Annotated in this window: 20 protein-coding genes and 1 pseudogene; 8 read left to right on the forward strand and 13 right to left on the reverse strand. The window is 67.9% G+C overall.

Annotated elements, in window-relative coordinates:
• A partial coding sequence (locus tag ACLJT4_RS41170) for a PQQ-binding-like beta-propeller repeat protein (RefSeq protein ID WP_411130222.1) occupies window positions 1-1,154 on the forward strand: 1,154 nt, incomplete at its 5' end.
• A gap of 48 nt (window positions 1,155-1,202) precedes the next feature.
• Here the strand turns inward: ACLJT4_RS41170 and ACLJT4_RS41175 are convergent.
• The 7 genes from ACLJT4_RS41175 to ACLJT4_RS41205 form a co-directional block, all read right to left on the reverse strand.
• Window positions 1,203-1,712 carry an ATP-binding protein gene (locus ACLJT4_RS41175; RefSeq protein WP_411130224.1) on the reverse strand — a complete coding sequence of 170 codons (510 nt, stop codon included), beginning with the start codon at window positions 1,710-1,712 and terminating at the stop codon, window positions 1,203-1,205.
• 196 nt (window positions 1,713-1,908) lie between these two features.
• On the reverse strand, window positions 1,909-2,646 hold the full coding sequence (locus tag ACLJT4_RS41180) for a class I SAM-dependent methyltransferase (RefSeq protein ID WP_411130225.1): 738 nt from the start codon (window positions 2,644-2,646) through the stop codon (window positions 1,909-1,911).
• Window positions 2,647-2,703: 57 nt separating this feature from the next.
• Window positions 2,704-4,095: a hypothetical protein gene (locus tag ACLJT4_RS41185; protein ID WP_411130247.1), complete on the reverse strand. Its 1,392-nt coding sequence runs from the start codon at window positions 4,093-4,095 to the stop codon at window positions 2,704-2,706.
• Window positions 4,096-4,097: 2 nt separating this feature from the next.
• Window positions 4,098-4,862, reverse strand: a complete 765-nt coding sequence (locus ACLJT4_RS41190) for a hypothetical protein (RefSeq protein WP_411130226.1) — start codon at window positions 4,860-4,862, stop codon at window positions 4,098-4,100.
• A gap of 39 nt (window positions 4,863-4,901) precedes the next feature.
• The gene (locus ACLJT4_RS41195; protein ID WP_411130228.1) at window positions 4,902-5,486 is read right to left on the reverse strand and encodes a hypothetical protein; all 585 of its coding nucleotides are present in this window, start codon (window positions 5,484-5,486) and stop codon (window positions 4,902-4,904) included.
• A gap of 162 nt (window positions 5,487-5,648) precedes the next feature.
• On the reverse strand, window positions 5,649-5,948 hold the full coding sequence (locus tag ACLJT4_RS41200; RefSeq protein ID WP_411130230.1) for a hypothetical protein: 300 nt from the start codon (window positions 5,946-5,948) through the stop codon (window positions 5,649-5,651).
• A gap of 79 nt (window positions 5,949-6,027) precedes the next feature.
• On the reverse strand, window positions 6,028-6,537 hold the full coding sequence (locus tag ACLJT4_RS41205) for a nucleoside-diphosphate kinase (RefSeq protein ID WP_411130232.1): 510 nt from the start codon (window positions 6,535-6,537) through the stop codon (window positions 6,028-6,030).
• Window positions 6,538-6,940: 403 nt separating this feature from the next.
• On the opposite strand from ACLJT4_RS41205, the gene ACLJT4_RS41210 reads away from it, so the two are divergent.
• The 5 genes and pseudogenes from ACLJT4_RS41210 to ACLJT4_RS41230 form a co-directional block, all read left to right on the forward strand.
• Window positions 6,941-7,600 (forward strand): NUDIX hydrolase, encoded by a 660-nt coding sequence (locus ACLJT4_RS41210; RefSeq protein WP_411130233.1) that lies wholly within the window; start codon window positions 6,941-6,943, stop codon window positions 7,598-7,600.
• On the forward strand, window positions 7,597-8,010 hold the full coding sequence (locus ACLJT4_RS41215) for an NUDIX hydrolase (RefSeq protein ID WP_411130234.1): 414 nt from the start codon (window positions 7,597-7,599) through the stop codon (window positions 8,008-8,010). The genes ACLJT4_RS41210 and ACLJT4_RS41215 overlap by 4 nt, the downstream gene beginning before the upstream one ends.
• 194 nt (window positions 8,011-8,204) lie before the next feature.
• Window positions 8,205-8,603 (forward strand): copper chaperone PCu(A)C, encoded by a 399-nt coding sequence (locus ACLJT4_RS41220; RefSeq protein ID WP_411130236.1) that lies wholly within the window; start codon window positions 8,205-8,207, stop codon window positions 8,601-8,603.
• A gap of 26 nt (window positions 8,604-8,629) precedes the next feature.
• Entirely contained in the window at window positions 8,630-9,007 is a 378-nt protein-coding gene (locus ACLJT4_RS41225) for a hypothetical protein (RefSeq protein ID WP_411130237.1), read from the forward strand.
• A 30-nt stretch (window positions 9,008-9,037) separates the two neighbouring features.
• Window positions 9,038-9,723, forward strand: a pseudogene (locus tag ACLJT4_RS41230) (IS5 family transposase); the annotation flags it as partial.
• A gap of 52 nt (window positions 9,724-9,775) precedes the next feature.
• On the opposite strand, the gene ACLJT4_RS41235 reads toward ACLJT4_RS41230, so the two are convergent.
• The 6 genes from ACLJT4_RS41235 to ACLJT4_RS41260 all read right to left on the reverse strand — a co-directional run bounded on the left by ACLJT4_RS41235 (window position 9,776) and on the right by ACLJT4_RS41260 (window position 15,809).
• Window positions 9,776-10,204, reverse strand: a complete 429-nt coding sequence (locus tag ACLJT4_RS41235) for a DUF6221 family protein (protein ID WP_411130238.1) — start codon at window positions 10,202-10,204, stop codon at window positions 9,776-9,778.
• Window positions 10,205-10,438: 234 nt separating this feature from the next.
• Window positions 10,439-12,154: a relaxase/mobilization nuclease domain-containing protein gene (locus ACLJT4_RS41240; protein ID WP_411130239.1), complete on the reverse strand. Its 1,716-nt coding sequence runs from the start codon at window positions 12,152-12,154 to the stop codon at window positions 10,439-10,441.
• Between the two features lie 4 nt (window positions 12,155-12,158).
• On the reverse strand, window positions 12,159-12,560 hold the full coding sequence (locus tag ACLJT4_RS41245) for a plasmid mobilization protein (RefSeq protein WP_411130240.1): 402 nt from the start codon (window positions 12,558-12,560) through the stop codon (window positions 12,159-12,161).
• 304 nt (window positions 12,561-12,864) lie between these two features.
• Window positions 12,865-13,749 (reverse strand): DUF2637 domain-containing protein, encoded by an 885-nt coding sequence (locus ACLJT4_RS41250; RefSeq protein ID WP_411130241.1) that lies wholly within the window; start codon window positions 13,747-13,749, stop codon window positions 12,865-12,867.
• 205 nt (window positions 13,750-13,954) lie between these two features.
• Window positions 13,955-15,028, reverse strand: a complete 1,074-nt coding sequence (locus tag ACLJT4_RS41255) for a DUF3631 domain-containing protein (protein ID WP_411130248.1) — start codon at window positions 15,026-15,028, stop codon at window positions 13,955-13,957.
• 550 nt (window positions 15,029-15,578) lie between these two features.
• Window positions 15,579-15,809 (reverse strand): hypothetical protein, encoded by a 231-nt coding sequence (locus tag ACLJT4_RS41260; protein ID WP_411130242.1) that lies wholly within the window; start codon window positions 15,807-15,809, stop codon window positions 15,579-15,581.
• Between the two features lie 96 nt (window positions 15,810-15,905).
• On the opposite strand from ACLJT4_RS41260, the gene ACLJT4_RS41265 reads away from it, so the two are divergent.
• Together ACLJT4_RS41265 and xerC are read left to right on the forward strand one after the other, a co-directional pair.
• Window positions 15,906-16,586, forward strand: a complete 681-nt coding sequence (locus ACLJT4_RS41265) for a helix-turn-helix domain-containing protein (protein WP_411130244.1) — start codon at window positions 15,906-15,908, stop codon at window positions 16,584-16,586.
• Window positions 16,583-18,169 (forward strand): tyrosine recombinase XerC, encoded by a 1,587-nt coding sequence (xerC, locus tag ACLJT4_RS41270; RefSeq protein WP_411130245.1) that lies wholly within the window; start codon window positions 16,583-16,585, stop codon window positions 18,167-18,169. Before ACLJT4_RS41265 ends, xerC begins: the two co-directional genes overlap by 4 nt.
• Window positions 18,170-18,385 lie beyond the last annotated feature (216 nt).

Genomic DNA, 18,385 nt, shown 5'->3' on the forward strand with positions numbered 1-18,385 from the left:
CCAAAGGAACAGGCCGGTACATAAAGACACCGGAAGGATCACGCGTCCATCAACGGGGAGATCCCGTGTCCGCCTGCGGGGAGGCGATCGAACCGCCTACGGGGAGCTTCGCATTTCCGCCGTCACACAGCCAGACAGGAGCCAAACAGTCGAGTGGGCTCAAGACTTTCTCTCCGCACCAGCCTGTGATCGGAGACCAGGCCGTCTTCGTCCCCACGGTTCCTGATCGTTTGAGGGCGCTGCACTTGCCGAATTTCAGACCTCGCTGGGACATCCGGCTCCGGGTTGACCCCGCGATGATGGCCTTCGTCGAGGGCGTGCTTTACGCGCCTGGTCAGAGCGGTGGACTCTATGCCATCGACCCTCGAACCGGCACCCATCACAGGTCGGTTCTCCTTCCCGGGCACCCGATCCTCGCCAGAGTGCGTATCGCGTCGGACAGTCTGATCGTCCTCGCTGGGCCTCCCCTGAACCGGGGGAGCGGCGCCCCATCGACGAAGGGGTGCGTCTTGGCCGTGGATCCGAGCGACGGAAGGGAGCGCCGGGTCTATGAGGCACAGGGCTCACTTCTGCCGCACTGGACGGCTTCAGGCCAGACGCTCTACTTGCTGGAGGAGATCAAGACGGTTCAGTACTTAGTGGCCGTTGATCTTGCCGGTGGGCAAGTGTCTGGGAGGTGGAAGCTGGCTGATGCCGCCGCCTGCCCGCCCGTCGCATCGAGTTCTGCAAGTCACATACTGGACCAGTCAGGCGTGGTCCGGACGTACAGTTCCGCCTACCCTCACCACCGGTGGACCCACGAAACCCAGCAGCGCACGCCAGTACCTCCAGTCGTTGCAAAAGACTTGGTGCTTGTGGCGGGCGCCCCGCAATTGCTTCTGGCTCTGGAGGCTGCTACGGGTACGGAACGTTGGCGCTGCGAGGAGCGAGGAGAGTTCACCACACCGCCCATCCTGGTTGAGGACACCGTGTACGTGGCGCACCGTGGTGGGCGACTGCTTGCGCTCGACTTGGCTACGGGGGACCGGGTCGGGTCAATGCCGTGCCCCGGATGGGTAGAAGGCGAACGAGGGCGGCCCGTTGTTGCGAACGGCAAGTTGGTCTTCGCTGGCCGCTACGGCGGGGTGCACGCGATCGATCTGGGATTGGGCTGAGCAGCCCGGCTCCGGTCGACCGGCGAGGGGGCCCGTGTGGATCCCCTTTTAGAGCCCGGCGCGTCCGGTCGTCAGGGGCTGGCGGGCTGCGCCCAAACGGCGGGCGATAGCTCTGGCGGCCCGTCGGGGTCGGACAATGAGTCGTTGGCGGATGACTCGCTGTGGGGGCATGGCGATCTCTGCCCAGACGCATTTACCGCAGGTGGTGTGCTCGGCCCCGTGGCAGAGGGAGAAGCGGTCGATGAGTGCCATCCCGCGCCCCGACTCGTCCTCGGAATCCGTCCAGTGCGGAACAGGGAGGACGAGCGAACCGTCGTAGACCTCGACGAGGATTCGCCGGCGGCTGAGGTTGGCGGTCACCGTGATGGTGAGCACTGTCCCGGTGCCGTGCCGCACCGCGTTGGTGATCAGTTCCGAGGTGATGACGGTCAGCGCGGTATCGGAGGACTCGTCGAGGCGGAGCCCCCACTTTTTCACCAGACCCTGGAGACGGCGACGGCTGATCGGCACCGAGGTCGGATCGCGGACCAGAAGGAAGCTTTGGCTGTGGAGGCGCATGCCGGAGACCCTTCGACAGACTTCAGACCGGGGGTTGAGGCGAGGGGATAGCGCTGAGCGGCAGGCCGACGTGCTTCACGGCGGCTGCCTCCCTCAGCGGGGACGGCTGTGTATGGGCGCCGCATGCCGACCGGTGTCGGTATGCCAGCCCTCAGGGTGAGGTCGCTATCCGGGTGGTCGGTGGGCTACGTCATCGCTACTTCGCGGCGATGACGTACACGCTTCCCCAACGGCGCTTCGGGTTGGCGATCGTGGGGTCGAAGGTCCACGGCTCCACTGTGGCGAAGCCGGCCTCGGTGAAGAGCTGGACGAGCTTTTCGTAGTCGTAGGCCCAGAGGTGCGGGGTGTACTTGGGGTCGTCGTCCTGGTCGCGGAAGACGAGGTTGACGAGGTCGAGCCGGGTGTTGATGTCGTTGCGGCAGTCGCGCTTGGCATACCAGCGCTCGACCATCTCGTCGGCGGGGTTCAGCGGCCCGGGGTACTGGCTGAGAGCGAAGGCGGCGTCAGGGACGCCAGTGATGATCTTGCCGCCCGGTGTGAGCGCGCGGTGAGCCTCGCGGACGTAGTTCTTGGCGGAGCGGGGGTAGTCGATGTGCTCCAGGAAGTGCTCGGAGAAGATCAGCTCGACGGTGTCGTCGTGCAGGGGGATGCCTTCGCGGACATCCCACAGCAGGTCGGCCGGCAGGATGGCGTCGATGTTGAAGAAGCCCTCGATGTGGTGGGTTCCGCCGCCGATCTGAACCTTGGAGGGCTTCCGGTTGATGCGGCCGTCGGGCCAGGCGCGCTGGCTGGCCTGGTGGTAGCGGTGGAGTTCGATCTCCCACGCCGCAGTGCGGAGTGATCGGGCCAGGCCGTGGGTGGTGGAGGGCGCGCTCAGTACGGCGTCGATCTGCTCGCCGAGGAGGTCGACGGAGGGCATGCCGAAGTAGCTCATGGCGGGGCTCCTGGGAGGAAGAGGCAGCAGAGCAGCTGCTGGTGAAGACAGTGGTGGTTACGCGACGCTGGGCGCCGGGGCGGTCCACTGGTTGTTGCGCATGAGGGTGTACTTGATGTCCACCAGCCGCGGGGCGATGGTCAAGGAGAGCTGCTCGGCCGGGTGGAGGTGGCCTGCGTCGTCCTGTTCGGCGCGCCAGACGCGGTAGTCGAGGTTGGGGTAGGCGGGGTTGATGCCGATCTCGCCCTTGGGCATCGTGCCGTTGAACGGGGCGACGATGTCCATGTGGTTCCAGTAGTTCCAGGCTTGCAGAGCCTTGTACTGGTCGAAGTAGAAGTAGAAGTCGGGGTAGCGACCGAACGTGCGTAGTTCCCGGTGGATGAGGTGGCCCAGCAGGGGGCCGAGCTGGGTGGAGAGGGCGTCGAATTCCCAGCGTTTGTGATGCCAAGCTTCGGGGACCTCCCCTGCGGTGAAGAGCCGGGCTGCGACGAGGTGGCTGATTCGTTCGACCAGGTAGTGGGTCGCGTGGTTGATCTCGATGGTCGGGTCGACCTGGTGGATGAGGTCGGCCAGCTGGCTGGGCCTGGGGCGGAACCTCGCAAGGTCGAACTTGCCGGCCATGTTCGGGTAGGAGGCGAAGAGCATCTCCTTGTACAGCCAGTTGTTCAGCTCTCCGATGTCGGCCAGGCGTCGCGTGTGCTGCGAGGTCGAGTGGAGCATCAGGTACTCCGCCAGCGCCTCGAAGTACAGGTAGCCGAGGATCGGTAAGCGGGGGATCGTCTCGTCGAGCAGGCCGAGGAAGGGCCGGGCGGCGATGCGCGTACCTCGGTAGGCCACGGCCGCCGCGGTGGAGAGGAAAGCGGCGGAGTTCTTCACCCTGGCAACGACGGTCTCGCGTAAGCGGTGGCGCTCGCTTTTGCTCAGCAGGTATTCGAGGTGGCAGTAGATCCGCAGGTGGATGAGGCCCAGCCGGAGATAGTCCACTCCCGCCAAGCCCTGGTACGCCTGCGGTGGGGTGTTGATCTCGAAGATCAGCGGGGTGGGTGCCCGGTCGGTGACGCCGAGCTTGGCCACGAAGGCCGGCGCCTCCTTGGTCAGGACGTACGCAGCGAGATTGTGCATCCGCAGGCCCCGGTCCGTAGCCGTGAGCGGGGCGCAATAGATGCTGCCGACGAGGCAGCCGCCGGACGGGTAGAGGACTCCTTGCTCGCTAATCTGCTCAAGGGCGTGGGTGACGTGGAGGAGGTGCAGTGTGCCGTTGCGGTTGAGGGCGTCGAAAAGAGAGTTCTGCCGCAGCAACTGCCCGTTCGGTGTGGCGACGAGCCGCTCGTCCCAGGTTGCCGACTGCTGGGCCAGCGGGTCGTTGGTGTCGGCAGGGCTGGGGATGAGGGCGGTGTCGTAGAAGGCGTGGGCGTCGGCCCAGAGGCGGTAGGCATCGAGGAAGTCCATGGTCACGCCAGCTCCTTCTCCGCAAGCGCGTACAAGACGGCCGCCGGGCTGTGGACGCCGGCAAGGTGAGCCTTCTCGGAAATGCTCACGAGGTCGAAAGCAAGGCTGCGGAACGCGTCGAAGGCAGGCTCTTTGACGTGCTGGGCGTTCGGCCACCACCTGGTCTTCGGCAGGCGGTAGCGGTCCAGGGCATCGGCGGCCTTCACCACGTCGCAGATGATCTGGCTCCGCAGGTAGTCGGCCTGGTCGTCAGGGCTGAATGCGCCGTAGGGCACGTCGTGCAGCCGGATGGCGGTGGCGGCCCGGGTGACGCCGCGCGGTGTGGCTGTGAGGTCGAAGCGGCCCCAGACGGTGTCCGCGTTGGCGGCGAGCCAGATCGCCGCGCGTTCCCCGTGGCCGCGGTCGTCCTTGTCGTGATGGCGCTGGCAGTCGTGGACGGCGGCGGCAACGATGGCAGTGGTGGTATCGGCGTCGTCCAAGCCGTTCGCCTCAGCGAGGACGGCGGCCAGTGCTGCGGTGCGCATGGCGTGCCGGACGCCGTGGATCGAGTCGTACAGCCGCGGCTCGGCCATCCAGTCGCGCGGTAGTGCGGCTCGCCGCAGGAGGTACTGCGATAGCGGCCGGAGGACCGGCTGCGGCGACCGCGGGAGATCGGGCCGGTTCGTTGTGATCCAGTCGATGGTGGCCCGGTCCATGTACTGGTGGAGCGGCAGCTGCCCGCGGGCAGCAAGATCGATCAGGCTTGCGGTCGTTGGGGTCGTGCTCATCAGTGCCCACCCCCTGGTGGTCTCCGCGGTGACGTGCTCCTATCGGATGAGCGCGGCTTGCCGCTCGCGCTCCTTACGTTGCTTCTCAGCGGCTTCGAAGGCGGCGGTGAACTCGGCCAACTCCTGCTCGGTCATCAAGGTGACGCCCAACTCGTTGGCCACGTCTGTGATCGTTGCTACCGCCTCGGTGCGAGCGGCGTCGGAGGCGCCGTCGGCCAACAGCACCTCGAATTCGGCGTGGTAACCCCATGCCTCGCTCCACTTGACCGCGATCTCGACACCGTGGAAGCGGAAGTTGTGCCGAAGGTTGGACGCCTCATGCATCGCGTCCTCGAACCCGAGAGCGTTGAACAGCTTCACCGCGGCGCCCACGTCGGCCGAGGCGATGGCGAACTCGGTCTCCGCGAATGCGGCGCCCTGGCCGATCTTGCTTTCCTTGAGGGTGATCTTGGCGGTGCCGGCAGCCGTGTTGTCGGTGACCTTCAGCAACTGGTCCGGCAGTACGTAGAAGTAGATGTGCTTGTCGTCGGGGCCCAGATCCTCGCCGTCCCTGTTCAGACGGTCGAGGAGCAGGTCACGGGCTTCCTTGCTGAAGCGGGCGCGCATCTCGATCTCGATGGGCATGGGCGTATCGCCTCCTGAATCAGGCATGACGGAGCGGCCGGACCGGCGCCAAGGGGGTGGGTAGCCGGTTCGGCGGCTGCTGCTTCTGCGGTTGTGGGTCAGGGGCGGGGCGGTGCGACCGTTAGTCGGCCCGACTCACCACCCCGCCGGATGGATCACTGGTCAGTCCGAGTCGCCGAAGCGTTCCCGAACTACGCCTTCGTGCAGGTAGGTCGGGAGCTGCACGCCCCCCACCGAGGTGCGGCTGGTGGCCACCTGGTCTTCGGTGTCGCTGGGGAAGCCCTCCAGGAGTCGCAGGCACTGCTGCACCCACTCACGGGACTTGGGCCGGTCGCCCAAGTCACGGTGGCGTACTGCCAGGGCGTACGCGGTCTCGGTGGCGGCCCACCGGTCTGTCGTCAGTTCGCGCTGGAAGATGGACTCCAGCTCTTCGGCGGAGGCCAGGCGGGTCTGGATGGTCATGGTTTCCCCTCTGAAGTTCGGTCGTGCACTGGTGGTGCTCAACGCATCGGCGTCCCCGCGGTGACGCTGTAACCCGCCGCTAGTAGGTGTAGATCTCCGCCAGGTTCTTGTAGTCGTGCAGCTCGTCCTTGTCGAACCACAGCTCGACCTCCTGCTGCGCTTCCTCCTTGTTGCCGGAGGCGTGCACGAGGTTGGCCACGGCCTTGCCCGAGGCGATGCTGCCCGCGGCGCTGTAGTGCGAGAAGTCGCCTCGCACCGTCCCCGCCGGCGCCTGGTTCGGGTACGTGCTGCCGACGATCTTCCGCACCGTGGCGATGGCGTCGAACCCTTCCAGCACCAGCGCGATGACCGGCCCCTGCTGCATGAACGTCGACGTGACGCGGTAGACCTCCGCCCCCAGCCGCTCCTCCAGATCGAAGTAGTGGCGCCGGGTGAACTCCTCGTCCATCCACTTCATCTTGGTGCCGACGATCTTCAGTGCGGCTTCCTCGAACCGGGTGATGATCCGGCCCGCCAGACCGCGTACGAGCGCATCGGGCTTGAGCAGGACGAGCGTGCGCTCAACGGGGTTTCCCTGATCCTCAGCCATGGGGTCCCTTTCGGCTTGTGTGCATGGGGATTGACGGCGCATCAGCCGCCAGGTAGCTGAGGTTACCGGCGCCCACTTGCTCGACCGGGCGCTCGAACCTTCCCTCGGATGGCGGACACCGGGAGGCGGCACGATAGGGCTGAAAACAGAGACTCGTTTCAGCCAAGTCCCATTGCACGCCTACTCGTTGGGGGTGCTCACCTAAACTCTCCTTTTGGTCGACTGGCGCTCTTGCGCACAGGCGCGTTGGCCGTTCAGGGCGTCTCCCGCGGCTCACCCCGCCCTGGTAACCATCATTCTTCCGAGTCACCTACGAGACGGCCATGAACCGCCAGTGCAGCCGGAGTGCACCTTCAGTGCGCGAGTTCCTGCACTGAGAGCGCGGCGAAGGAGGAGGGCGGACGTGGATGTGATCGAGGTCTGGAGCGGCCGCCACGCCTGCCTGCTGCAGTCTGCCCTGCGCCTCACCAATGAACAGTTCGCGGCCCGGCTCGGCATCGCGGTACGGACCGTGGCAGCCTGGCACGCCGACCCGGCCGTAGTGCCACGCAAGGAGATGCAACAGCTCCTCGACACCGTCCACGAGAAAGCCCCGCCGACAGCACGACAGCGGTTCGCGCTCCTAGTCTCCGGTGAACGTGGTTCGTCCGCACCAGGCCCAGCAGGCGCGCAGGCCCTGCGCGTTGCGATCGCCGTGGTCATACGTGACAGCGAGGTACTGCTGGTCTGTCGGCGAGACGATGACGCAACGGGCCTCAGCTGGCAGTTCCCGGCTGGAGTGATCAAGCCAGGCGCCAGAGCCGAGACGGCGACTGTGCGGGAAACGCTGGACGAGACTGGCGTGCACTGCGCGATCCGGCAGCATCTCGGAAACCGGCTTCACCCGGTGACCGGCGTCCTGTGCGAATACTTCCTGTGCGAGTACCTCGCGGGCCAGGCCACCAACTCCGATGCCATCGAGAACATCGATGTGATGTGGGTTCCCAGAAACGCGGTGACCCGTTTCATCCCCGTCGATACGATCTTCCCACCCGTGCTTGCCGCCCTGGAGGAGCAGACGTGACGCAGCAGACAGCCGATGAGCGACCCGGCATTGCAGCGGCCATCATCGTTCACGAGGGACGCGTTCTGATGGTCCGGCGCCGGGTCAGTGAGGGGAAGCTCTCCTGGCAGTTCCCGGCCGGCGAGGTCGAGCCCGGCGAAACCCGCGAGGACGCAGCCGTGCGAGAGACCAAGGAAGAGACCGGGCTGGACGTCTCCGCCGTCAAGCTGCTGGGCGAGCGTGTCCACCCGGCAACGGGCAGGCTGATGTCCTACACCGCCTGCGAAGTGGTCAGCGGAACCGCGCACGTCGCGGACACCGAGGAACTGGCCGAGCTTGCCTGGGTGACCCACGACCAGATCCCCGAGTACGTTCCCTACGGCCTGTTCGGGCCGGTGCAGAAATACCTGAACGCCGCTCTCGCAAGCTAGGCCGTTTCTTTCCGATCAATCTCGCCTGTCAGCCTGGCCGACTCTTCCAGCAGGTGCAGGTCCATGCCCCGAGCCGCTCGAACCGGCTTCACTAGATCAGGTGACCTTTTGGGGGCGACCTTGCTTGATCGTTTGGCTTCACGGTGTGCTTACCGCGGAGGGTCGACAGCCGACCCCCGAAAGGACGTCACATCATGGCGAAGACACCGGTCTCGATCGATATCACAGCCGCCGAGAAGAGCGTCTGGGTTCGCTGGCTGCCGAACGCGCTCCCTGCCGCAGGCTACATCACCCTGCGGAACTCCTCCGACAGCTCCTTCGAACTCTCCAAGATCAAGAGCCCCGACTACCAGAAGATCACCATCTACCAGACCGTCGCCGATGCCGAGAGCTCGAAGATGGTCAAGCTCGACAAGATCGACATCCCTGCCAAGGGCGAGTTCGCGTTCGTTCCGGGCCGTTACCACCTCATGTTCGAGAAGCCGACCCACCTCATCACTCCCGGCGACAACGCCCGGGTCATCTTCTTCCTGAGCAACGGCACCGTCTTCAAGGTCAAGATGCCCGTCCGCACCTCCCCCGAGCTCTACTGACCCCTCGCCATCAGGAGACCCGAATCATGGCCACGTACCACCTTGACCTCGGCAACAACCGGACCGAAGCACTGGAGTCCGTTACCAAGCTCACCCTCATCGACACTGAACTCGACATCGACACCTATGCGGCCGGCGACTACAACGCCCCCGTGCCGCTATGGGGCAGCATGATCCTCACCCGCGGCGACATCCGCGACGAGGCAACCACCAAGTGGGTCGAGGACGTCGAGAACACCAGCACCCACCAGGACGTCGTCCTCGTCGTCGGCGACCCTACAGACTCCAAGTCCCACCGGATCCGCCTCATCGACGCCTGGGCGAGCGCCACCTACCACCTAGACGAGGACGACGACCCAGACGCATTCGCCATCTCCTTCGCCGACATCACCGTCGAGAAGTAAGCCGCTTCGTCTGATGATCCGATCGTCGGCCTGGGCGTGCCGTTGACTGACGCGCAGTGGGCGCGGATAGAGCCGTTGTTGCCGGACCGGACGCCGAAGCGGGGTGGCCGGTGGCGTGATCATCGTCAGGTGATCGACGCGATTGCCTCGAAGTTCAAAACCGGCGCGCAGTGGGTCCACCTGCCCGCCGAGTACGGCTCCTGGCAAGGGGCCTACACGCGACTGCAGAATTGGGCCATTGACGACACATGGGAGAAGCTCTTCACCGCCTCGCTGGCCCAGGCCGACGCTGAGGGCGGGTCGGACTGGACCGTCGCGGTCGACTCCAGCATCGTCCGCGCACATCAGCACGCGGCCAGAGCCCGTCGAAAGGGGCTCCGGGCGGCGAGCCCCAGCACCATGCCATCGGACGCTCCCGCGGTGGGCTGACCACGAAGTTCCACCTGGCTGCGGACGGCCACTGCCGCCCGCCGTGCTTCGTCCCCACACCCGGCCAGGCCAACGATGCGCCAGCGTTCGAGCATGTCATGGCTGCCCTGCGCGTTCCCAGGTCGATCGGCCGGCCACGCACCCGGCCACTTGTGGTTCTGACGGACCGTGCCTACTCATCCAGGGCCATCCGCGAGCACCTACGAAGGCGTGGGCTCCGAGCTGTGATCCCTCAGCCCTCGGACCAGGTCGCCAACCGCAAGCGCAAAGACCGTGGCCGCAGGCCGCTCGCCCTCGCGCGGTGGGCAGGGAGAGGGCGAGCGGGTCCACCGGGCGTGATCAGGGTCGCCATTCCTCGCGATAGTCGGGATGGTCGGCGTAGGGCAGGGCGAGGCACCGGAATGCCTCGCTGAGCATGCTTCGCTGTACCTGCCTCGTCAGGCGGTTAAATGACTCGGGCAGAGCTTCCGACGTCTCCGGCTCGTCGTACCGAGTCAGAAGCTCGCGCTTGGCTTCGACCTCGGCGAGTACACGGACCGGGTCGTGGAGGGCGATGTGATCGGCGTTGGCGGTTCCGTAGCCGAACCCTCCAGGAACTCTGCGGCAGTCGGCCACGGCTGACCCGAAGGGTCTTTCCGGTGTTGCGTCGGCGGCATGTACGCCCGCGATCTGGTCACGCCGGACCCAGGGCCCCGGAAACGCTGCCCGCGCCACTGCCTCGTCCTCGTCGAGGCGTGATCGTAGGAACGCCACCAGTTCGTCGCTCACTATCTCCTCCAGACGGTTCGCCACGCTCCGGGCGCTGTTCCAGGCGGAGCGGTTCCTGAGTTGCACTGCCGCAGCCAACAACAACGCGGATGTGATGCCCTCACCGTACGGATGGGCACTGACAGTGCATGACTCAGCCGCGGCGGCGGAAGCACCGCCGGATCTGCGGCCAGTGCTGGTGGAGGGCTTGGCGCTCGGCAGGGCTGGTGACCTCCGGTTGCAGCAGTCGTGAGTTCAGCGACGCGGCGGACGGCGCGTGGCCTCGTTGGTCACAGGGTGAGACTGAGGCGGAGTGGGTGCCGGAGTGGGACGTGGCTGCGTCGAACGGCTGCTGCGGGCCATGGCTGCCTGAGCCCGGGGGCTGGGGGCGTGGCGTTCGCCGAGGCGGCGGATGCGCCAGGTCAGTGCGCGGGCCGGGCTGTGGGCGTCGTCCAGTGTGCGTTGGCCCAGTGCCTGGTCGAGGACGGTGGCTGCGTTGTGCCCGGCGGCTTCTGCCTCGGCGAGGACGGTGGCGAGTGCGTCCCAGGCCGGGTCGTTGAGGATGCGCTCGGCGTGCTCGGGTACCGCCTCTTGGAAGTGGTGGGCAAAGCGGCGCTTCATCTGGAGGCTGGGGGCGCGGGGCGCGAGGCCGGCCAGAACCGGTTCGGCGGTCTGTGCGTACGCGGTCTGCAGGTGGACGAGGGCTTGCTGGGCTGCGGCTTCCTGCTGGGCGTGTTGGCGGGTGCGGTGCCAGTGCATCGCGTAGGCCGCCGCGGTGAGCATGGTGTCCAGGAGCATGGCGAACCCGGCGCCGTCCCTGTCCTGGGGCCGGTCGCGCCAGATCGTCTGCATGCTGCGGCGCAGGACGCGGGCGCTGTCCCGGTCACCGGAAATGCGGGAGCGGGTCGCGCGCTCGAAGACGGCAGCCGCCCGTTCGAGGTCGGTCTTCACCGCGGCTGGTGCGGTGGCCGGCAGTAGGTCCAGTGCTCCGCCGAGCGCTTCCAGCTGCCCTTGGGCCACTGCGTCGTCGCTGCCGGTCAGGTGGCTGGGGATGCGTTCGGTGGCGGCGGTTGCCTGGTGCCACGGATTACCGGGCCGGACGGTGATCGGTTCGAGGCTGGTGGCGACGAGGCGTTTGCGGATCTGGGGCAGAGACAAGTCGGGGGCAAGGGTGGAGCCCGAGTAGAACACCGGCTCGCCCTTGTCATTGGTATCGCCGGGCAGGGCGAAGTTGCAGCCGAGTGCGTCGCCGGAAGGGCCGAGCCTGAGACGTACGGTCACGTCGGTCGCCTCCAACAGGGCGAAGAACTCGGCCTCGTCCGCCGCCGCGGCGACGGCGCGGCGCACCCGCAGGCGCAGGACATCGCGGGTGGCGGTGTCCTGGCCCAGGCGCTTGGCCTTGAAGTGCTCCTTGCTGGTGGGACGTTTGGCGGCGGTGCCGTCGCCGGGCTTGAGCCGCCTGAGCCCGAAGTCGACCTCGATCTTGCGGGCCTCGCGCTGGACAGCCCGCTGGTCGTGGTCGCGGCGAGGGCGTTTGCCGTCCTGGCGTACGAGGGTGGCGGCGATGTGGATGTGGTCGTCAGCGTGGCGGACGGCCACCCAGCGGCACGCCGCCTCGTCCCCCTCGGGGGCGATGCCGGCGGCAGCCACGATCCGGCGGGCGATGTCGGCCCACTCGTCGTCGGTGAGGATCGGGTCCTCGGGTGCGGCGCGGACGGGGCAGTGCCACACGGTGTACTTCGGTGCCTTGTCGCCCAACATCTTCACGGGCTGATTGAGTTGTGCGACGAGCTGGTCCTCCACGCCCCTTCGGTTGCGGTGGGGCCTGCGGCCGGGGTCGGGGGCGAAGCCGTTCCAGGAGGCCACCAGGTGTGGATCGGTGTGCTCGTTGGCCCGGCCCTTGCCGAAGAGGTAGCCGATCGTTCGGCGCGTGGCGTGTGGCCCCGTACCGAGAATGATCTTGGGTATCACTGGGTCACCGTCCCTCGGTGACGTGCGCGATTACGGTGTCCAGCTTGGTGATGGATGCCTCGACGCGGTCCAGGAGCCGTTGGACGGTGTCGTGGTGGGGCCAGGCGCCGTCCTGGTTGAGGTGGCGGGTGAGCTGGTTGAGGTTGCTGCCGACCTTGCCGAGCTGTCCGTTGGCTGCCATCAGTGCCTTCACCATGGCGCGGTAGTCGGCCACCGCCGCAGTGGGGTCGTCGGCGCGGGCGGCGGCGAGCGAGCACTCGGCGACGTAGCCGCCGAGAGCCATGCGGCTCAGATCAGCGGCTTTCTGGACGAGGATGAACTCGTCGTCGTTGTAGCGGGGATGGACGCGGCGCTCACGCAGTTGCTTGTCACGCAGGCGACGGCGCGGCGCGGATTGCTGCGGCACGTTCGGCGACGGCTCGATGGTCCAAGTTTCGGTCAGCTCCCCCGGGCCGGCCGACTCCGGTGCTCCCTCGGCGCCGGGTGCCTCCGCCTCCCCTGGGGCGGAGGCCGGGTAAGGACTCCTTACCCGACAACTTGCTGCGTCGTCGCGGTCGGTGGCCCTCTTCACCTGGGGGCCGGGGAACTCATGGTGCGGGTCGTGCATGGGTCGGTTCTCCGTGGGGTGCTGGCGTCGGTGTCCTGCGTTGGTCTGCGCGGTGCACGGGGCAGCCGGGAGGCTGCATTGGGGGTTTGCGCGACCTCGGCGATCAGGGGGCGCCGGCAGGGGTTTCCTCGCGGACGCTCTGCTTCTGGGAGACGGCTTCGTCGAGTTCGGCTTGGAGGATGCCCTTGATCCTGTCCGCCTCTGCCCTGCCGATGGTCAGGTGCCTGCTGCGGAATGCGTCTTCGATGTGGCGGCGTGAGGCACGGCCGTTGCGTCCCAGCGGTGCGGTGCGGGCAATGGCGAGCCGTTCGGCGGGGATGTCCTGGCGCCTGTGGCTTTGTGGCTCGGCGGAGGGCCGCGGGGCAGGAGCCACGTCGGTGGTGTCCAAAGCCGAGCCCGCGGGCTCGTCAGCCACGTCGGGACCAGTCGGGGCACCGTGGGCTTCGTCGACGCGGGCGGCAGAAGCGGTGAGGCTGATGCTGCTGCGGCTGGGGCTGGCGGTGTTGTGGCGTTCGGTGGCGTCGGCCTGTTGCGGGCGAGGAGGCGTGGGGTGGCGGCGGATGACGATGTAGAGGTGGACGGCGCCGGCGAGGGCGAGTGGGGCGATGGCGGACAGGGCGCCGACGGTGAGGTCGCCGAGCCGGAGGCCGTCGTCTTGGGGGCTCTGCTCGTTGAGGCGTACGGCGTGCAGGGCGTTGGCCCAGATGCTCGTCACGGTGGCCAGGCCGACGAGGGCCCACACGTACACGCGGGAGCGCAGCGGGGCGGCGCGCAGCATGAGTAGGGCACCGACGCCGATGGCGATGAAGCCGTCGATCACGAGGGGGAAGGCGTAGGTGAGCAGCCCGCGGATGTGGATAGCGACGGCCATCTGTCGCAGGGCGTCGTAGGAGAGGGCGAAGGCGAACGCGGCGAGCAGGGCGATGCCGGTGCGGATCGCGGTGGTGCCCGGTATGGCGGCGAGCGTGGTGGGGCTGGGGGAAGACAAGCGTGGAACTCCAGGTTGAGCAAGCGGCGGCCGCAATGTCGGGGCACGGTGTGGCTGCCGTACGGTGCGGTGACTCGTACCACCCGTTGCATGCCTGGTCAGAGCAGGTACGAGTGGCGCGGTGATGTCGACTCGACCCGTTGCGGGTCGGGCACCCGTCCCCGCGCTGACCTGCGCGGGGACGGGTGGTACGGGTCGTGGCGGGTCAGGCTTCGGTGCCGGGCGGCGGCTCGGCGGCCTGTTCGGCGGGCTCGGCCAAAGACTTCGGCTCGGGGCAGTAGCGCGCCCAGGTGTCGAGGAACTGGGCGCGGGTGAAGCCCCTGGCCTGGGTGCCGTCGGGGAAGCGGCGGTTGGACGAGTTGAGGCCGTAGGGCTTCAACCGCTCCTGAAGGCCGCGCGGGGTCAGACCGTCGGGGCCGTAGTCCGCCCACGGCGCTTCCTTGTCCGCGTTGAGGTGCTCCAGCAGGCGCTTCGTGCGCAGCGCCGGCGGGTCGTTCTCGGCGGCGAAGGCACGGCGGATGCCGACCAGGAGGCGCGTGCGCAGACCGCCCTGTTCGTCCTGCCCTGCCTCGTAGTCGGTCATGGCGCGGCAGGCGGTGCGGGCCAGCACGGGCCACTCGCCGCCGGCGAGGTCCGCGATGGTCACCAGAGGCTCCCAGGTGTCCGCCGCGCGGTCCTCCACCGGCATGGCCGGCTCCATGTCCATCGCCTGCCGGAACAGCGGCTTCAGCCAGGCGGCGAGGCCGTCGCGTACCGCGTGGAGGGCGGGGGTGTCGCGAACGGTGCGGAAGTGCGCCACCTTCTCCTTCCCCGCCCTGCGACGCATGCGGATGACGGCCGACCGGTCCATGACCGTGTCGGGCAGGTCGCCAATCCCGGCGAGCGCCGCCATGGCGAAGGTGGGGAACTTCGTCGGCTTGTGCTCCGGCCCGACCACCCGCAACGTCGGCCGGTTGCGCTGGTGGCCCGCGTTGATCAGGCCGCGCACCTCCTCGTTCTTCTCCGCCGCCTTGGTGGTGCCGAAGAGGGTGTCGGCCTCGTCGACCAGGAGCGTGGGCGGGTCCTCGTCGCCGATCGACCGGAAGATCGCCGCAGCGCTGGCGTTGACCGTGATCAGCGGGTTGTGCACCGTCTCGGTGATCACGTCCAGCAGCCGGGACTTCCCGCACCGCTTCTCCGGCGCAACGATCGCCAGGCGCGGCGCGTGCTGCCACGCGCGCTGCAGGTGCGTCGCCGCGACCCACAACGTCACGGCGGTGAGCGCCTCTTGGCTCGGCATCACCACGTACCGCGCGATCTGCGCCCGCAGGTCGGCCAGCACCTGCTCGCCCTGACGCAGAGGCCCCACGAACGTGCCGGCGCTCTCCGTTCGAGGCTTCGGGACAGAGGTGTCCTGGGCCGCGTCACCGGCCGATGGCGTCGTGTCTCCCCCGCCGGCTCGCTCGTCGGTCAGGTGGGCACCTGGCTTCCCTGGAATCGCGGCCACCGGCCAGATCGTCTCGCCGGTCTGGGAATGTGCGTCGGGTGTCGTAGGTTGCACAGGGCAGCTCCTCTCCTGCGGCGCCGGGCATGCCGGCTCAGCGCACGCGGGTCGTTCGGTGGATACGGGCGGTGGGAGTGTGCTGAGCCTCCGGCGTTGCCTCGCCGGGGGCTCGCTTTGTCCCGTGGCGGGACGTGCGGGGTGTTCCGTGGCGGGACATCCGGGGCGTTCCGTGGCTGAACACGCGGGGCGTCCCGCGACGGAACACGGACAGTACGTCCACCCCTTGGCACAGTCCAGCGTTTCTGTGTCAGCTCAACGCAGAAACGTCTGCTACGGTGCCCCGCTCTCACGCCGCCAGCCCCAGCAGTTCCAACAGGTCCGCCGTCACCACGCGATAGGCGTTGCCCAGCCGCAGCACCCGGCACGGGTACTGGCCCCGCTTCGCCAACGCGTACCCCTTGCTCCGCCCCAACCCGAGCGCCCGGTTACCCGTTTCCAGGTCAACAGCCGCAGGCAGGGCCAGCAGCTCCTCCCGACTCATGCCCTTCACCCGGTCGGTGATCTCGATTTCGCGCATGCAGCGCACCCCTTTCGGTACAGCCGTCGGCGAACGCGGGCATCACGTCCGGCTCCAGGCGTCTACTAACCAGGATGGCCAAGCTAATGTGTCTGTATGACACAGCGCGGTTTCGATGATGAAGAGGACGACGTTCCCGAGTGGGCGGACCGGATCAAGGCCAACGTGGCCGGCGAAGTCCGCCGCAGGAGAAAGGAGATGGGATGGAGCGCGCAGGACCTGGCCGACCGTTGCGAGCAGCTCGGGCATCCCATCCCGCGCAACGTGATCGCCAACATGGAGTCCGGGCGTCGGGCCAACCTTCCGCTGGTGGACGTCATGGTCCTGGCCGCCGCCCTGGAGACCTACCCGCCCTGCCTGATCTTCCCGGTCGGCTACGTGGACCGGACCCAGGAACTCCCCTTCCAGGACCTCATCCCCACCTGGGAGGCCCTGCGCCGCTTCACCGGGGAGGAGGAGGTGGCCCTGCACGACGCGGGCCTGGTCCCCGACTTCGAGCGCCACGCCAGCCTCGTACGCACCGCGCTGGCCGCGCTCGAAGAGGAAGAACAGGCGCGCTTCACGGCCAAGACGGCGACCAGCCGCGCCCAGCGCGAAGAGGCCGAGCGCAAGCGGAGCGAATACGCCGACCAGGCCATCTCCGCCAAGTACAACCTTCGCTACCTCCGTCGGGGCATCCGCGACGAAGGAGCCACCCCGCCCGACCTGCCACCCGCACTGGGCGACGTCGACCCGCCCGAATCGGAAGCCAACACCACCTCGGAGGAACGCCTTTGAAGGGCTCCACCCACCGCCGCTGCTACTGCCGCGACCCCAAGACCGGCAAGCCGCTCGGCAAGACCTGTCCGAAGCTCACCAACCGGAAGCACGGCTCGTACTCGATACGCCAAGAGCTGCCGCCCCGCGAGGACGGCACCCGCCGCTCCTTCAGCCGCGCCGGCTACGAGACCCTCAAGACCGCCCAGGCCGACCTCGATCGCGTCCGCGCCCTGCTCGGCCTGGCGGATGCCGACGCACCGGAGGACCTGGCGCGGATCGCCGAGATGTTGGAGACGGCGGGCGACGAGAAGGCCCCGCTGCCGGATGTCGAGGCGACCCGGCGCCGGCTCCGCCACGGTCTGGACCTCACCAGCCGCCTCACCGTGGGCGAGTGGCTGGATGACTGGTTCTCGGCGAAGAAGGTCCGGAAGACAACGGCCAACGGCTACGCCTCCCACATACGCGTCCATCTCAAGCCGCGCATAGGCGGCATACGCCTTGACCGTCTCAATGTCGGGCATCTGGTGGAGATGTTCGACGCCATCGCCGACGAGAACGAGGTGATCGCGGCGGAGAACGCGGCCCGGCGCGAGCAGGTCGCCCGCTGCAAGCCTCGCCGGGCCGGACGGCCCACAGCGGCCGAGCGGGAGCGGCTGGGCAAAGAGCGGGCCGTGCTGGCCGATATGAAGCCGTTTCGGAAGGCCGCCGGGCCCTCGACCCGGCAGAGCGTCCGCCGCACCCTACGCGCGGCACTGAACGCCGCCATCGCCCAGCAGCTGATCACCTTCAACCCGGCCGCCCACGTCGAGCTGGAGTCCGGCAAGCGGCCCAAGCCCCTGCTCTGGACCGACCAGCGGGTCGAGCGCTGGCGGGCGACCGGCGAGAAGCCCTCCGCCGTCATGGTGTGGACGCCTGCCCAGTTCGGCGTATTCCTCGATGCCGCCGAGAACGATCGGCTGTACGCGCTCTTCCACCTCATCGGGACCCGTGGCCTGCGACGCGGTGAGGCCGTCGGCCAAGACTGGACGGAGGTCGACCTGGACGCGGGCCTGATCACCCCGGCCAAGGAGATCGTGGTCGACGGCTGGGACCCGTACGAGTCCGCCCCGAAGACCGACGGCAGCGCGAGCACGATCGCGCTCGACAGCCTGAACACGGCCGTCCTGCGAACGCACCGCGAGTGCCAGGAGGCAGAGCGGAAGGCATGGGGCCCCGCCTGGCAGGACACCGGCAAGGTCTTCACCCAAGAGGACGGAGCCTGGCTCCACCCGGAGACCGTCTCGGAGACCTTCCGTCGCATCCTGGCGACCACCGACCTCCCGCCGATCACCCTTCGTGATCTACGCCATGTCGCCGCGACGCTCACCCATGGCGGAGGCGGCGACCTCCACACGATCAAGGAGACGCTCCGGCACTCCACGATCACCCTCACCTCGGACACCTACACGAGCCTGCTGCCCGAGGTCGATCAGGCAGCAGCCGAGGCCGCCGCGCGGCTCGTTCCCCGCGCCCGCCCGGTATCTGACGGGGCGCCTGCCGCTCCGTCCGCTCACGCATCGCGCACGCATTCGGCCGGAAAAGCGAAGCGCCTCGGCCGGTGAGATCCAGCCGAGGCACTGAACCGCAGGTCAGGCGGCCTGTCCTGCGAGGGATTCGGTGGGCCATCAGGGGCTCGAACCCTGAACCAATGGATTAAAAGTCCGGAGGGGGATGTGTTGGGGGATGCCGACTCATGACGCCGCATGACGTTTGCGCTGGTCACAAGGGGTAGGCGGCGCCCACCCTGCCATCCCGTGACACCCAGTACGACGGCGTCC

It is taken from the genome of Streptomyces sp. x-19 (assembly GCF_046549115.1).
GTDB classification, from domain to species: Bacteria; Actinomycetota; Actinomycetes; order Streptomycetales; family Streptomycetaceae; genus Streptomyces; species Streptomyces albulus_C.

Excerpts from the sequence above, each read along its gene's own strand:
- ACLJT4_RS41175 (WP_411130224.1), bottom strand. The coding sequence starts at position 1,712 with ATGCGCCTCCACAGCCAAAGCTTCCTTCTGGTCCGCGATCCGACCTCG.
- ACLJT4_RS41180 (WP_411130225.1), bottom strand. The coding sequence starts at position 2,646 with ATGAGCTACTTCGGCATGCCCTCCGTCGACCTCCTCGGCGAGCAGATC.
- ACLJT4_RS41185 (WP_411130247.1), bottom strand. The coding sequence starts at position 4,095 with ATGGACTTCCTCGATGCCTACCGCCTCTGGGCCGACGCCCACGCCTTC.
- ACLJT4_RS41190 (WP_411130226.1), bottom strand. The coding sequence starts at position 4,862 with ATGAGCACGACCCCAACGACCGCAAGCCTGATCGATCTTGCTGCCCGC.
- ACLJT4_RS41195 (WP_411130228.1), bottom strand. The coding sequence starts at position 5,486 with ATGCCCATCGAGATCGAGATGCGCGCCCGCTTCAGCAAGGAAGCCCGT.
- ACLJT4_RS41200 (WP_411130230.1), bottom strand. The coding sequence starts at position 5,948 with ATGACCATCCAGACCCGCCTGGCCTCCGCCGAAGAGCTGGAGTCCATC.
- ACLJT4_RS41205 (WP_411130232.1), bottom strand. The coding sequence starts at position 6,537 with ATGGCTGAGGATCAGGGAAACCCCGTTGAGCGCACGCTCGTCCTGCTC.
- ACLJT4_RS41220 (WP_411130236.1), top strand. The coding sequence starts at position 8,205 with ATGGCGAAGACACCGGTCTCGATCGATATCACAGCCGCCGAGAAGAGC.
- ACLJT4_RS41225 (WP_411130237.1), top strand. The coding sequence starts at position 8,630 with ATGGCCACGTACCACCTTGACCTCGGCAACAACCGGACCGAAGCACTG.
- ACLJT4_RS41255 (WP_411130248.1), bottom strand. The coding sequence starts at position 15,028 with ATGCCGAGCCAAGAGGCGCTCACCGCCGTGACGTTGTGGGTCGCGGCG.
- ACLJT4_RS41260 (WP_411130242.1), bottom strand. The coding sequence starts at position 15,809 with ATGCGCGAAATCGAGATCACCGACCGGGTGAAGGGCATGAGTCGGGAG.
- ACLJT4_RS41265 (WP_411130244.1), top strand. The coding sequence starts at position 15,906 with ATGACACAGCGCGGTTTCGATGATGAAGAGGACGACGTTCCCGAGTGG.